The organism is Bacillus sp. CGMCC 1.60114 (genome assembly GCF_042676365.1).
Lineage (GTDB): Bacteria > Bacillota > Bacilli > Bacillales > Bacillaceae_G > Bacillus_A > Bacillus_A rhizoplanae_A.
Map to the genome: position 1 here is coordinate 322,278 of NZ_JBHTHG010000117.1, position 15,644 is coordinate 337,921.

The following is a 15,644-nucleotide window of genomic DNA, read 5'->3' on the forward strand; positions in this document are numbered from 1 at the left end:
TAATGGGACAACAAGTTTTAAGCAATGCAAAAGAAAAAATGGAAAAAGCAACTGCTGCATATTCTCGTGAACTTTCAACAGTTCGTGCAGGACGCGCAAGTGCTTCTGTATTAGATAAAGTACAAGTAGATTACTACGGTGCACCAACACCTGTTGTACAATTAGCAAATATAACAGTGCCAGAAGCACGTTTACTAGTTATTCAACCATATGATAAGACATCTATTGGTGATATTGAGAAAGCAATTTTAAAAGCTGACTTAGGCTTAAATCCTTCTAATGACGGTACAGTAATCCGTATTGCATTCCCTGCATTAACAGAAGAGCGTCGTCGTGAGCTCGTGAAAGTTGTAAAAAAATACTCTGAAGATGCAAAAGTAGCTGTTCGTAACGTTCGCCGTGATGCAAACGATGAGTTGAAAAAACTTGAGAAGAACGGTGAAATTACAGAAGATGATTTAAGAGGATATACAGAAGATATCCAAAAAGAAACAGACAAGTATATCGCAAAAGTTGACGATATTACAAAAAACAAAGAAAAAGAAATTATGGAAGTGTAATCGCGAAGCTTTCGCAAATATGACCCTCTTCTTAAGGGGGTCTTTTTACACTTTTAGGCATATGTCTGCTCGTTGGAGGGTTTGAATGATGTTTAGAAAACTTCCTTTTTTAAAAGGCAATAAGATCGCGTCGTTTGATCATCTCGTAGAAGAAGCAAAAAAAGGGGAAATCCCAGCGCATATTGCAATCATTATGGATGGTAATGGAAGATGGGCGAAAAGAAGAGCGATGCCTCGCATTGCAGGTCATCATGAAGGAATGCAAGTTGTAAAGAAAATTACGAAATTTGCTAGTAAGCTCGGTGTCAAAGTACTGACCCTTTACGCCTTTTCTACAGAGAACTGGAAAAGACCGAAATTAGAAGTGGATTATTTAATGAAACTTCCTGAAGAATTTTTAGGTGCATTTTTGCCAGAGCTCATTGAAGAAAATGTACAAGTACGTGTGATAGGACATAAGGATCGCCTTCCAACTCATACACGTAGAGCGATGGAAAAAGCGATTGAAGATACGAAAGATAACACGGGATTAATCTTAAATTTTGCGTTAAACTATGGAAGTCGTGATGAAATTGTATCGGCTGTACAAAATATGGTTAAGGATAATGAAGAAGGAAAACTTCGTTCTGGAGAAATAACAGAAGAAACAATTTCTTCGTACTTAATGACAAGAACATTGCCTGATCCAGATTTGCTAATTCGAACAAGCGGTGAAATCCGTATTAGTAATTTTATGCTGTGGCAAATTGCTTATACAGAATTTTGGTTTACCGATGTATATTGGCCAGATTTTACAGAAGAACATTTATTGCAGTCTATTACTGACTTCCAAAATAGAGGTCGCAGATTTGGAGGCGTGTAGAAAGAGAGGGTTTGGTAGTGAAACAGAGAATAATTACTGGAGTGATTGCTGCCGCGCTATTCATTCCCATCGTATTTTACGGTGGCGTGCCTTTTACAATTTTAGTGTATGCATTAGCTTCCGTTGGATTATATGAATTAATTCGAATGAATAAACTAACGATTATCTCTATGCCAACAATTTTAGCAGCATTATTACTGTGGACTATTTTAGTTCCAAGTAATGTAACGGGCGTATTTGAAACAATTGGTTTAACAAAAGTAGAAATTACATTTGTAATTGTCTTATTACTTTTATCATATACTGTCCTTTCTAAGAATACATTTACTTTTGACAATGCTGCATTTTTATTGATGGCAACAACTTACGTTGCGATGGGTTTCTTTTATTTGAATGAAACTCGTCTTGCAGGAATTCAATACGTATTTTATGCATTGTTTGTGATTTGGGCAACGGATTCCGGGGCTTACTTTATTGGAAAAGCGATCGGGAAACGAAAGCTTTGGCCAGAAATTAGTCCAAATAAAACGATAGAAGGTTCTATCGGCGGTATTTTATGTGGAATTGTTGTTGCTCTTGTGTATAATGTATTTTTACCGGTTCATTCGAATATAGCTGTTCTTATTGCAGTTACAATTGCAATATCGGTATTTGGTCAAATCGGAGACTTAGTAGAGTCGGCATTTAAACGTCATTATGGTGTAAAAGATTCGGGTACAATTTTACCAGGACATGGTGGTATTCTCGATCGAACTGACAGCTGGCTATTTGTATTACCATTATTACATTTCTTACATTTCATTTAATGAACGAACGAGGAGTAGGAGAAATGAAAACCATTAGTTTATTAGGTGCAAGTGGATCAATTGGAACGCAAACATTAGATGTATTGCGCTCGCACCAAGACCAATTCCGTCTCGTTGCTTTTTCTGTAGGAAGAAACATTGAGTTTGCTCAGCAAATGATTCAAGAGTTTTCTCCTGAGATTGTGTCTGTACAACACAAGGAAGATGCTGAGCGATTACAAACAGTTTGTGGAAATACGAAAATTGTATATGGAGATGAAGGTCTGCTTGAAGTTGCACTTCATCCGGATGCAGAAATACTTGTAAACGCTGTTGTTGGTAGTGTCGGATTACTACCGACATTACGAGCGATTGAGGCGAAAAAAACAATTGCAATTGCAAATAAAGAAACATTAGTAACAGCGGGACATTTAGTTATGGAGGCTGCAAAACAGCATAACGTACCTTTACTTCCTGTAGATAGTGAACACTCTGCTATTTTTCAATGTTTAAACGGAGAAAATGACAAGCGCATTTCTCGATTAATTTTGACAGCATCAGGTGGAAGTTTCCGAGACAAAACGAGGAATGAACTTCGACATGTGACAGTAGAAGATGCACTTCGTCATCCAAACTGGTCTATGGGTTCGAAAATTACCATTGATTCTGCTACAATGATGAATAAGGGATTGGAGGTTATTGAGGCGCATTGGCTTTTTAATATCCCTTATGAGCAAATCGATGTTGTACTACATAAAGAAAGCATCATTCACTCAATGGTTGAGTTTGAAGACCGCAGTGTAATGGCGCAGCTTGGTACACCAGATATGCGTGTTCCAATTCAATATGCGCTCACTTACCCTGATCGTTTTTCACTTCCAAACGCTAAACAGCTGAATTTATGGGAAATTGGAACATTACATTTTCAAACAATGGATATGGAGCGTTTTCGCTGCCTTCAATTTGCATATGAAGCTGGAAAAATGGGAGGAAGTATGCCAACTGTGATGAATGCAGCTAATGAAGCCGCTGTAGAAGCTTTTCTGCAAAAGAAAATCAGTTTCTTAACAGTAGAAGACCTCATCGAAAAAGCAATGCACCATCACAATGTCATTGCGCGTCCAAGCTTAGAAGAAATTCAGGAAATCGATGCTGCCACAAGACGATTTGTGATGGAACAAATTTAGCAAAGGTGGTTATGGGACTTGAATACAGCGATTGCCTTTATTTTAATTTTCGGTGCACTCGTGTTTTTCCATGAACTTGGACATTTGTACTTTGCCAAGCGTGCTGGCATTTTGTGCCGTGAATTTGCCATTGGTTTTGGTCCGAAATTGTTCTCGTTTGAGAAAAATGAAACAGTTTATACAGTTCGTTTACTTCCGCTTGGTGGCTATGTACGAATGGCTGGGGAGGATCCAGAAACAATTGAACTAAAACCCGGTACAAAAGTTGGACTTGTTTTAAATGAAAAAGAAGAGGTTACGAAAATTGTTTTGGATAATCGTGAAAAATATCCAAATGTTCGTGTTGTTGAAGTGGAACAAGCTGACTTGGAACATAAGCTCTTCATATCTGGATATGAAGAGTATGAAGAGGATTTACAAACATTTCGGGTTCACGAGAAAGCTCGTTACGTTTCAGCAGGAGAGGAGACGCAGATTGCACCGTTTAATCGGCAATTTGGTTCAAAAACGTTAGGACAACGAGCGCTTACAATTTTTGCTGGTCCTGCAATGAACTTTGTTCTTGCCTTCGTTATATTTGTTATGATCGGTTTTATACAAGGAATTCCTGTAGATAAACCAATTATTGGGAAAGTGGTATCTGGTAGCGTAGCGCAGAAAGCTGGATTACATGAAGATGATAAAATTTCGTCAATTAATAATAAACCGACAAATAGTTGGCAAGATGTAGTCAATATCGTTCGTGAAAATCCAGGGAAAGAAATTAAGATGGATGTAACTCGTGATAGTAAAAAAATGACGATACAAGTTACGCCTGCTGCTGAAAAAGAGGGTGACGTTACAGTTGGTAGACTAGGTGTACAATCGCCTGTTGAGAAGTCTCTATTTGGTTCTATTAAAGCAGGATTTGATGAAACATACAGATGGACAAAACTCATTTTTGTTTCTCTCATGCAGCTTGTTACAGGACATTTTTCCATTAACGATTTATCTGGCCCAGTAGGCATTTATAATTTGACAGGTCAAGTTGTAGAATATGGTACTATTCGTGTTCTTAGCTTAGCAGCTGTTTTAAGTATAAATCTTGGTTTGTTTAACTTATTACCTGTTCCTGCATTAGATGGGGGACGTCTTTTCTTCTTCTTAATTGAAGCGCTTCGCGGGAAACCGATTGATCGTCAAAAAGAAGGAATGGTTCACTTTATTGGTTTTGCTTTATTAATGTTACTGATGTTAGTTGTAACGTGGAATGATATACGGAAGTTTTTCTTATAAAAGAGGTGCTATGAAATGAAACAAAGTATGATATTTAGTCCTACATTGCGTGAAGTACCAGCTGATGCAGAAATTAAAAGTCATCAGCTTCTACTACGCGCAGGGTTTATGCGTCAAAATGCTTCAGGTATATATAGCTTTTTACCGCTTGGTCTGAAAGTGTTGCATAAAGTAGAACATATTGTTCGTGAAGAAATGGAGAAAGCTGGTGCCGTAGAATTATTAATGCCAGCTCTTCAAGCAGCTGAATTATGGCAAGAATCCGGACGCTGGTATTCTTATGGTTCTGAATTAATGCGTATGAACGATCGAAATAATCGTGAGTTTGCTTTAGGAGCAACGCATGAAGAAGTGATTACTGATCTTGTGCGTGACGAAATTAAGTCATATAAAAAATTACCTTTAACACTTTATCAAATTCAAACAAAGTTCCGTGATGAGCAAAGACCTCGTTTTGGCTTATTACGCGGCAGAGAGTTTTTAATGAAGGATGCATATTCCTTCCATGCAACGCAAGAGAGTTTAGACGAGGTTTATAACCGTCTTTTCCAAGCTTACTCTAACATTTTTGCACGCTGTGGTTTAAACTTCCGCGCTGTTATCGCTGACTCTGGAGCAATGGGTGGAAAAGATACACATGAATTTATGGTTTTATCAGATGTAGGAGAAGATACAATCGCATATTCTGATACATCCGATTATGCCGCAAATATTGAGATGGCACCTGTTATTGCTTCTTATGAAAAGAGCGATGAAGTAGAAAAAGAGCTTGAAAAAATAGCAACGCCAGACCAAAAGTCAATTGAAGAAGTATCTGCGTTCTTAAATATTGAGGCATCAAATTGTATTAAGTCTATGGTCTTTAAAGTAGATGATAAATTTGTTGTGGTTCTTGTTCGCGGAGATCATGAAGTGAACGATGTTAAGGTGAAAAATTTATACGGTGCTTCTGTTGTTGAACTTGCATCTCATGAAGAAGTAAAAGAATTATTAAACTGTGAAGTCGGCTCTTTAGGCCCGATTGGTGTAACAGGAGTAGAAGTAATTGCTGATCATGGTGTTCAAGCTATCGTAAATGGATGTTGCGGAGCGAATGAAGAAGGCTTCCATTACGCGAACGTAAATCCAGAACGTGATTTTAAAGTAAACCAATATACAGATTTACGTTTCATCCAAGAAGGAGATCTTTCTCCGGACGGCAAGGGAACAATCTGCTTTGCTCGTGGTATTGAAGTGGGACATGTATTTAAACTTGGTACACGTTATAGTGAATCTATGAATGCAACATTCTTAGATGAAAACGGTAAAACACAACCAATTATTATGGGATGCTACGGAATCGGCGTATCTCGTACAGTTGCAGCAATCGCTGAGCAATTTAATGATGAGAATGGCTTAGTTTGGCCAAAGGCAGTTGCACCATTCCATGTACATGTGATTCCAGTAAATATGAAATCTGATGCACAGCGTGAAGTCGGTGAAAATATTTACAACTTATTAAAAGAGCAAGGATATGAAGTATTATTAGATGACCGTGCAGAGCGTGCTGGTGTAAAATTTGCTGATGCAGACTTATTCGGTCTTCCAGTTCGAGTAACAGTTGGTAAAAAAGCCGATGAAGGCATTGTTGAAGTAAAAGTACGTGCAACAAATGAATCTGCAGAAGTAAAAGTAGAAGAACTTCACACATACATTGCTAATATTTTAAAATAAGAAGAGGTACCTCGTGATGAGGTACCTTCTCTTTCTTTGTGGAACGTTTCAATTTATAATAGCAGATGGAAGGAGGTTGCTTATGTCATTAACAAATGAACAACAAGAGCGATTTCAAATTTTGCTCCAACAGTTACAAATGCCTAAAGATCTTGTCAATCAGTATTTACAAGGTGGTGGCATTCAAAGGTTAGTTGTTGATAAAGCAAATAAGAGTTGGCATTTTGATTTACAAGTACCACGTATTTTACCAACAGAATTATATGAATTGCTTGAAACACAGCTCAAGCAGTCATTTTCTCATATTGCAAAAACGTCATTTTCACTAGAAACAGAGAATAAGCAATTTACGGAAGAAGAGGTCAAGGCGTATTGGCCGATCTGTACAGAGCGAATTACTTTTTCGCCTATGTTTGCATATTTAAAAAAGCAACTTCCGCATGTAAACGGAGTGAAGTTGTTACTTGATGTGAATAATGATTTAGAATCTACTGCACTAAAGAAAAATCTTGCGAAGCCAGTCGGAGATCAATATGAAATTTTTGGATTTCCTCGTTTTCAGTTAGAAACAAATATAAAACAAAATGAAGAGGAAGTTCAGAAGTTTCGTGAACAAACACAGCAAGAGGATCGTCAGCGTGTTATACAAGCCATGGAAGAAATGGCCAAGAAACAAGCGGAAGAAAGTGATGTTGTACACGAAGGGCCGATTGTACTCGGTTATCTCATTAAGCCTGATGAGGAGGTTACACCACTTCGTGAAATTCAAGATGAAGAAAGAAGAAAAACAGTACAAGGTTATGTATTTGATGTTGAAACGAAAGAACTGCGAAGCGGACGTACGTTATTGACATTAAAGATAACTGATTATACCGATTCCATTATGATTAAAATGTTCTCACGCGATAAAGAAGATATTCCGCTTCTACAATTGTTGAAAAAAGGAATGTGGGTAAAAGCGCGTGGATCTGTTCAAAATGATACATTTGTTCGAGATTTAGTCATGATTGCAAACGATATTAATGAAATAACAGGACCGTCTCGGAAAGATAAAGCACCTGAAGGAGAAAAAAGGGTAGAGCTTCATATGCATACGCCTATGAGCCAAATGGATGCTGTGACATCTGCATCTACACTTGTGAGTCAAGCGGCGAAATGGGGACATGAAGCAGTAGCTGTGACAGACCATGCTGTTGCGCAATCTTTTCCAGAAGCGTATTCTGCTGGGAAAAAAGCCGGAATTAAAGTGATTTTTGGTGTAGAGGCGAACCTTGTTAATGATGGTGTACCAATTGCGTATAATGAAGAACATCGACTACTTGCTGATGAGACATATGTTGTATTCGACGTTGAGACGACAGGGTTATCAGCTGTATATGATACGGTTATTGAGCTTGCTGCTGTGAAAGTAAAAGGCGGAGAAATTATTGATCGTTTTGAATCCTTTGCTAATCCACATCAACCGTTATCAGCAACAATCATCGAATTAACAGGTATTACAGACGATATGTTAACGGATGCACCAGAAGTAGAAGAAGTGTTTAAAAAGTTTGAACAGTGGATTGGTAATCATACACTTGTAGCTCATAATGCAAGCTTTGATATGGGGTTCTTAAATGTTGGATTTAAGAAAAGTGGTCTAGAAAAAACGAAAAACCCAGTTATCGATACGTTAGAATTGGCTCGTTTCTTATTTCCAGAGATGAAAAATCATCGTTTAAATACGTTATGTAAAAAGCTTGATATTGAATTAACACAACATCACCGTGCCATTTATGATACAGAAGCAACAGGTTATTTGCTTGTGAAAATGTTAAAGAGTGTAATCGAAAAAGGATTTGAATATCACGATCAGTTAAATGACAGTATGGGACAAGGTGATGCGTATAAACGTGGACGTCCAAGTCATGTGACGCTGCTTGCAACATCGGATGAAGGGCTGAAGAACTTATATAAACTTGTTTCTTACGCGCATCTTCAATACTTCTACCGTGTACCGCGTATTCCGCGTTCTCTATTAAAGAAGTATCGCGAAGGTATATTAGTTGGTACAGCTTGTGATAAAGGCGAAGTATTTGAAGCGATGATGCAAAAGGCACCAGAAGAAGTAGAGGAAATTGCACAGTTTTATGACTACATCGAGGTTATGCCTCCAGAAGTGTTACGACATTTGGTGGAGCTTGAGCTCGTTCGTGATGAGGGTCAATTGAAAACAATTATTTCTAACTTAGTAAAGCTAGGTGAAACGTTAGATAAGCCTGTTGTTGCAACTGGGAATGTTCATTATCTAAATCCTGAAGATGCAATGTATCGTAAAATTTTAGTAAGTTCGCAAGGCGGAGCAAACCCATTAAATCGTCATTCATTACCGCCTGTGTATTTCCGAACAACAGATGAAATGTTAGATTGCTTCTCCTTCTTAGGAGAAGAGAAAGCAAAAGAAATTGTTGTAACAAATACGCAAAAAGTTGCATCGATGATTGGTGAAATAAAGCCTGTAAAAGATGATCTTTACACTCCAAAAATTGAAGGTGCAGACGATGAAACGCGGGATATGAGTTACGAAATGGCGCGGAGTATTTACGGAGATGAACTCCCAGAAATTGTAGAAGCCCGTTTGGAAAAAGAATTGAAAAGTATCATTGGACATGGATTTGCTGTTATTTATTTAATTTCACATAAGCTAGTAAAAAAATCTCTTGTTGATGGTTATCTTGTTGGTTCACGTGGTTCGGTTGGTTCATCATTTGTTGCAACAATGATGGAGATTACAGAGGTAAATCCTTTGCCGCCGCATTATGTTTGTCCAAGTTGTAAACATTCACAGTTCTTTAATGATGGTTCGGTTGGTTCTGGATTTGATTTACCTGATAAAGATTGTCCAAACTGCGGAACTGCATATAAAAAAGATGGTCATGATATTCCGTTCGAAACGTTCCTAGGCTTTAAAGGAGATAAGGTTCCGGATATTGATTTGAACTTCTCCGGAGAATATCAACCTCGTGCTCATAACTATACGAAAGTGCTGTTTGGTGAAGATAACGTATATCGTGCCGGAACAATTGGTACAGTTGCTGAAAAAACGGCGTATGGTTATGTGAAAGGCTATGCATCAGATCATAATTTAACGATTCGAGGAGCAGAAGTGGATCGTCTTGTAGCGGGTTGTACAGGTGTTAAGCGAACGACGGGACAGCATCCAGGTGGTATTATCGTAGTCCCAGATTACATGGATGTCTTCGATTTTACACCTATTCAATATCCAGCAGATTCTTTAGATGCGGAGTGGAGAACAACACATTTTGATTTCCATTCTATTCATGATAATTTATTAAAACTTGATATACTTGGACACGATGATCCGACAGTTATTCGTATGTTGCAAGATTTAAGTGGAGTGGATCCAAAAACAATTCCGACCGATGATCCAGTAGTAATGAAAATTTTCTCAGGTACAGAATCGCTTGGCGTAACAGAAGAACAAATTAACTGTAAAACAGGGACACTTGGTATCCCGGAATTCGGTACAAAATTCGTTCGTCAAATGTTAGAAGAAACGAAGCCAACGACATTCTCCGAGCTTGTCCAAATTTCTGGATTATCTCACGGTACAGATGTATGGCTCGGAAACGCAAATGAGTTAATCTATGATGGTACATGTACACTGAGTGAAGTAATCGGTTGTCGTGATGATATTATGGTATATTTAATTTACCAAGGTTTAGAGCCATCTTTAGCGTTTAAAATTATGGAATCTGTACGTAAGGGGAAAGGTGTGCCTCCGGAGTGGGAAGAGGAAATGCGCAATAATAATGTGCCGGGATGGTATATTGATTCATGTAAAAAGATTAAGTACATGTTCCCAAAAGCCCATGCGGCGGCATATGTCCTAATGGCTGTACGTATCGCATATTTCAAAGTGCATTTTGCACTCTTATTCTATGCGGCATATTTTACTGTTCGTGCAGACGATTTTGATTTAGATGCGATGGTAAAAGGTTCAGCGTCCATTCGTGCTAAAATTGATGAAATTACGCAAAAAGGATTAGATGCATCGCCGAAAGAGAAAAGTTTACTAACAGTATTAGAGATGACATTAGAAATGTGTGAACGTGGTTATTCATTCCAAAAGGTTGATTTATATCGCTCTAGTGCAACTGATTTTATTATTGATGGGAATACATTAATTCCACCATTTAATGCAATACCTGGCCTCGGTACAAATGCTGCGTTAAATATCGTAGCAGCACGTGAAAATGGCGAGTTCTTATCGAAAGAGGATTTACAGCAGCGCAGTAAGATTTCAAAAACAATTATTGAGTATTTAGACAGTCAAGGTTGTTTAGGAGAACTACCAGATCAAAACCAGCTATCACTGTTCTAATAGGTAGGAAAAGTCTTTGCAAAACCATGATTGCTATGATATACTAGTAAGCGAGATAACCATGTCATGTATATTTTTTTAAAAAAAGAGTGGGGAAACCCACTCTTTCGTGTTACTATCTATGTTTCTGCGCCAAGATGATAGATGAGGCGCTTCTGTCGTATATACATATTTTGTTACAAGTTTTACTTCTTAAATTTGGTAATACTAAGACAGATATTCCCTGCTTATTGGCAGGGGCTTTTGTTAGCTAACGAGAAAGAATATACAAGCTGCGTTGGTTAACTATACGCAGAGTGAAATCTTTCAAACGGTACATGGCGGCAGAAAGGAGGCTGTTTATGGATAAGAAAGTTACAGAAGTTGTTGAAGCACTTGCGCAGCCAATTGTCGAAGAGCTTGGTCTTGAGCTTGTAGATGTAGAGTATGTGAAAGAAGGAAAAGATTGGTTTTTACGCGTATCCATTGACTCTGATACAGGAGTAGATATTGAGGAATGCGGTGCGGTAAGTGAGCGATTAAGTGAAGCTTTAGATAAAGAGGATCCAATTCCTCATCTTTACTTTTTAGATGTATCCTCTCCAGGAGCGGAGCGTCCATTAAAGAAAGAAAAAGATTTCCAGCAAGCAGTAGGAAAACAAGTTGCGATTAAAACATATGAGCCAATCGATGGTGAGAAAATGTTTGAAGGAAAACTACTCGCGTACGATGGAACAACAATCACATTACTACTAACAATTAAAACACGTAAAAAAGAAATCCAAATTCCAATGGATAAAGTTGCCAATGCGCGACTTGCAGTTACGTTTTAGTAAGAAGGGGGATCCTCATGAGCACTGAGTTGTTAGATGCTTTGCTCGTATTAGAACAAGAAAAAGGTATAAGCAAAGATATTATTATTGATGCTATTGAAGCAGCTTTAATCTCTGCTTATAAACGAAATTTTAACCAAGCGCAAAATGTTCGCGTTAGCTTCAACCCTGAAGTTGGAACTATTCAAGTATTAGCGCGTAAAGATGTAGTGGAAAATGTATTTGATCCACGTCTTGAAATTTCTGTTGAAAAAGCAAGACAAATTAATCCGAACTATCAAGAGGGCGACGTATTAGAAATTGAAGTTACGCCAAAAGATTTCGGACGTATTGCAGCGCAAACAGCAAAACAAGTTGTGACGCAACGTGTACGCGAGGCAGAGCGTGGCGTTATTTATTCTGAGTTTAGCGATCGTGAAGAAGACATTATGGTTGGTATTGTACAACGTCAAGATGCTCGCTTTATTTATGTAAGTTTAGGAAAAGTAGAAGCGCTTTTACCTGTAAGTGAGCAAATGCCAAACGAACAATATAAACCGCATGATCGCATTCGTGTTTTCATTACAAAAGTAGAGAAAACAACAAAAGGGCCACAAATTTATGTATCTCGTACACATCCAGGTCTTTTAAAGCGCCTGTTTGAAATTGAAGTGCCAGAGATTTATGATGGAACTGTAGAAATTCGTTCTGTAGCACGTGAAGCTGGAGATCGTTCTAAAATCTCTGTGTACTCTGAAAACATAGATGTAGATCCAGTAGGTTCTTGTGTAGGACCGAAAGGACAACGTGTACAACGCATTGTAGATGAGCTAAAAGGTGAAAAAATTGATATTGTTCGCTGGTCAAATGATCCAGTTGAATATGTAGCAAATGCATTGAGCCCATCACAAGTTGTAAAAGTGCTTGTAAACGAAGAAGAAAAAGCAACTACTGTCATTGTTCCAGATCATCAACTTTCTTTAGCGATTGGTAAGCGTGGTCAAAATGCGCGACTTGCAGCGAAGTTAACTAACTGGAAAATTGATATTAAAAGTGAGTCTGATGCGAAACAACTAGGGCTTTTAACAGAAGAAGATATGATGATCGCATTCGATTCTGCTGAAGACGAAATCGAATAGAGGTGATGAACGTGAGCAATCGAAAAGTTCCGTTACGAAAATGTGTTGTAACACAAGAGATGAAATCAAAACGCGAGCTCATTCGCATTGTTCGTTCCAAAGAGGGAGTCGTGTCTATTGATTTAACAGGCAAACAGTCAGGACGCGGTGCATACTTATCAAAAGATAAAGAATGCATTTCTCAGGCGAAAAAGAAGAATGTCTTGGAACATCACCTAAAAGCGAAAATTGATGACTCTCTTTATGAAGAGCTAATCGAGCTTGTTGAGAAGGAGTCGAAGTAAGTGTCCAATTGGAAATCGTTTTTAGGGCTAGCTAATCGGGCTCGAAAGATTATATCGGGTGAAGAGCTTGTTTTAAAAGAAGTTCGAAGCGGTAAAGCAAAGCTCGTATTGCTTTCTGAAGATGCGTCAGCAAATACAACAAAGCGTATTACGGACAAAACAACGTTCTACAACGTACCAATGAGAAAAGTCGAAAATCGACAAGAGTTAGGGCATGCGATTGGGAGAGAAGAACGAGTCGTTGTAGCGGTGTTAGATGACGGCTTTGCTAAGAAGCTGCTTAGCATGCTCGATACAACTTACCGGGGGTGAAGGTATGAGTAAAATTCGAGTATATGAATATGCAAAAAAACACAATATTTCAAGTAAAGATATTATTACAAAACTAAAAGAAATGAATATAGAGGTTTCTAATCATATGGCGATGTTAGATGATGAAGTAGTAAACAAGTTAGATAATCAATATAATGATGGAGCAGAAAAAACTTCTGTTGCAGATGAGTTTGAAGTAGAGGAAAAAGTTGTTCGTAGCAAAAAGAACAGCAATAAGAATAAGAAAAAAGGTAAAGGGAATCAAGACAAACGTCAAGAAAACTTTGCTGGAAGACAACAAACGCAAACAGTAGAAACGCCAGATAAAATCACTTTCTCTGGTACGCTTACTGTAGGCGAATTGGCAAAAAAATTAAGCAAAGAGCCGTCTGAAATTATTAAAAAGCTCTTTATGCTTGGAATCATGGCAACAATTAACCAAGATTTAGACAAAGATACAATCGAGCTAATTGCTGGTGATTACGGTATTGAAGTAGAAGAAGAAGTAATTGTTAGTGAAACAGAATTTGAAACATTTATGGATGAGCAAGACGATGAAGAAAACTTAAAAGAACGTCCGGCTGTTGTTACAATTATGGGACACGTTGACCATGGTAAAACAACATTACTTGACTCTATTCGTAATTCAAAAGTAACTGCTGGTGAAGCGGGCGGAATTACACAGCATATTGGTGCATACCAAGTTGAAGTAAACGACAAAAAAATTACGTTCCTAGATACACCAGGTCACGCAGCATTTACAACAATGCGTGCACGAGGTGCGCAAGTTACGGATATTACAATTCTAGTTGTAGCAGCTGATGACGGTGTTATGCCACAAACAGTTGAAGCGATTAACCACGCAAAAGCAGCTGGCGTACCAATTATCGTTGCTGTGAATAAAATGGATAAACCATCAGCAAATCCAGACCGTGTAATGCAAGAGTTAACTGAATATGAGTTAGTTCCAGAAGCTTGGGGCGGCGATACAATTTTCGTACCGATTGCTGCGATTAAAGGTGAAGGAATTGACAACTTGTTAGAAATGATTCTTCTTGTAAGTGAAGTAGAGGAATATAAGGCAAATCCAAATCGTTATGCAACTGGTACTGTAATCGAAGCACAGCTTGATAAAGGTAAAGGTACGATTGCAACATTACTTGTTCAAAACGGTACACTTCGAGTAGGAGACCCAATCGTTGTTGGTACATCATTCGGCCGTGTTCGTGCGATGGTAAATGATATTGGTCGTCGTGTAAAAGTTGCTGGTCCGTCTACTCCTGTTGAAATTACAGGCTTAAACGAAGTACCACAAGCAGGCGATCGCTTTATGGCATTTGCTGATGAGAAGAAAGCGCGTCAAATCGGTGAATCACGTGCACAACAAGCATTGCTTGCGCAGCGCGGTGAGAAATCTAAATTAAGCCTTGAAGATTTATTCCAACAAATTAAAGAAGGCGATGTAAAAGAAATTAACTTGATTGTGAAAGCAGATGTACAAGGTTCTGTAGAAGCAATGGCAGCATCACTTCGTAAAATTGATGTTGAAGGCGTAAAAGTGAAAATCATCCATACTGGCGTAGGTGCAATTACAGAGTCTGATATTATTTTAGCTTCTGCATCTAATGCAATCGTAATCGGATTTAACGTACGTCCTGATGTCAATGCGAAACGTACAGCTGAATTAGAAAACGTTGATATTCGCTTACACCGTATTATTTATAAAGTAATCGAAGAAATCGAAGCAGCAATGCAAGGTATGCTAGATCCTGAATTCGTAGAAAAAGTAATTGGTCAAGCTGAAGTTCGTCAAACATTCAAAGTAACGAAAGTTGGAACAATTGCAGGATGTTATGTAACAGATGGTAAAATTACACGTGATAGCGGCGTACGTATCATTCGTGATGGCGTAGTTATTTTCGAAGGACAGCTTGATACGTTAAAACGTTTCAAAGATGACGTAAAAGAAGTTGCACAAAACTATGAGTGTGGTATCACAATTGAAAGATATAATGATCTTAAAGAAGGGGACATCATTGAGGCGTACATTATGGAAGAAGTGAAGCGATGATTATCGCTTCACTCTCATTTGAGTGTATGATTTATGATGTGCATTCTTTAAAAGAGAAACGAGCAATTTTACAGCGTATTTTAACTCGTGTGAAACAAAGGTATAATGTATCTGTTTCAGAAGTTGGACACCAGGATGTATGGCAACGTACAGAAATTGCAATCGTTTCCGTATCCTCAAATCGTGTTATCTGCGAAAAAGAAATGAATCGTGTACTTGCGTACATTGACTCATTTCCTGAGATTGAACGTACGATAACACAATTGGAATGGTATTGAATG

Annotated in this window: 13 protein-coding genes; all 13 read left to right on the plus strand. The window is 38.1% G+C overall.

From position 1 onward, the window contains the following. Positions 1-2: 2 nt before the first annotated feature. The 13 genes from frr to ACFQZ1_RS20255 all read left to right on the plus strand — a co-directional run bounded on the left by frr (position 3) and on the right by ACFQZ1_RS20255 (position 15,641). Positions 3-560, plus strand: coding sequence for a ribosome recycling factor (frr, locus tag ACFQZ1_RS20195; RefSeq protein WP_377883959.1), 558 nt, complete (start codon positions 3-5; stop codon positions 558-560). Between the two features lie 85 nt (positions 561-645). Continuing rightward, positions 646-1,422: an undecaprenyl pyrophosphate synthase gene (locus ACFQZ1_RS20200; RefSeq protein ID WP_377883960.1), complete on the plus strand. Its 777-nt coding sequence runs from the start codon at positions 646-648 to the stop codon at positions 1,420-1,422. A gap of 17 nt (positions 1,423-1,439) precedes the next feature. Further along, complete coding sequence (locus ACFQZ1_RS20205) at positions 1,440-2,228, plus strand: phosphatidate cytidylyltransferase (protein ID WP_377883961.1); 789 nt, start codon at positions 1,440-1,442, stop codon at positions 2,226-2,228. Positions 2,229-2,251: 23 nt separating this feature from the next. Further along, positions 2,252-3,394: a 1-deoxy-D-xylulose-5-phosphate reductoisomerase gene (gene dxr, locus ACFQZ1_RS20210; RefSeq protein ID WP_377883962.1), complete on the plus strand. Its 1,143-nt coding sequence runs from the start codon at positions 2,252-2,254 to the stop codon at positions 3,392-3,394. Positions 3,395-3,412: 18 nt separating this feature from the next. Then, a complete protein-coding gene (gene rseP / locus ACFQZ1_RS20215; protein WP_377883963.1) occupies positions 3,413-4,669 on the plus strand; it encodes an RIP metalloprotease RseP in 1,257 nt (418 codons plus the stop codon). Between the two features lie 15 nt (positions 4,670-4,684). Beyond that, positions 4,685-6,382 carry a proline--tRNA ligase gene (locus ACFQZ1_RS20220; protein ID WP_377883964.1) on the plus strand — a complete coding sequence of 566 codons (1,698 nt, stop codon included), beginning with the start codon at positions 4,685-4,687 and terminating at the stop codon, positions 6,380-6,382. A gap of 82 nt (positions 6,383-6,464) precedes the next feature. Beyond that, on the plus strand, positions 6,465-10,766 hold the full coding sequence (locus ACFQZ1_RS20225; RefSeq protein WP_377883965.1) for a PolC-type DNA polymerase III: 4,302 nt from the start codon (positions 6,465-6,467) through the stop codon (positions 10,764-10,766). Positions 10,767-11,107: 341 nt separating this feature from the next. Further along, complete coding sequence (rimP, locus tag ACFQZ1_RS20230) at positions 11,108-11,578, plus strand: ribosome maturation factor RimP (protein ID WP_377883966.1); 471 nt, start codon at positions 11,108-11,110, stop codon at positions 11,576-11,578. A gap of 17 nt (positions 11,579-11,595) precedes the next feature. Further along, a complete protein-coding gene (gene nusA / locus ACFQZ1_RS20235; RefSeq protein ID WP_377883967.1) occupies positions 11,596-12,696 on the plus strand; it encodes a transcription termination factor NusA in 1,101 nt (366 codons plus the stop codon). 11 nt (positions 12,697-12,707) lie between these two features. Next, complete coding sequence (gene rnpM / locus ACFQZ1_RS20240) at positions 12,708-12,980, plus strand: RNase P modulator RnpM (RefSeq protein ID WP_020059150.1); 273 nt, start codon at positions 12,708-12,710, stop codon at positions 12,978-12,980. Beyond that, complete coding sequence (locus ACFQZ1_RS20245) at positions 12,981-13,292, plus strand: YlxQ family RNA-binding protein (protein ID WP_272188137.1); 312 nt, start codon at positions 12,981-12,983, stop codon at positions 13,290-13,292. Between the two features lie 4 nt (positions 13,293-13,296). Beyond that, positions 13,297-15,363, plus strand: coding sequence for a translation initiation factor IF-2 (gene infB / locus ACFQZ1_RS20250; RefSeq protein WP_377883968.1), 2,067 nt, complete (start codon positions 13,297-13,299; stop codon positions 15,361-15,363). Next, positions 15,360-15,641, plus strand: coding sequence for a DUF503 domain-containing protein (locus ACFQZ1_RS20255; protein ID WP_377883969.1), 282 nt, complete (start codon positions 15,360-15,362; stop codon positions 15,639-15,641). Before infB ends, ACFQZ1_RS20255 begins: the two co-directional genes overlap by 4 nt. Positions 15,642-15,644: the final 3 nt, after the last annotated feature.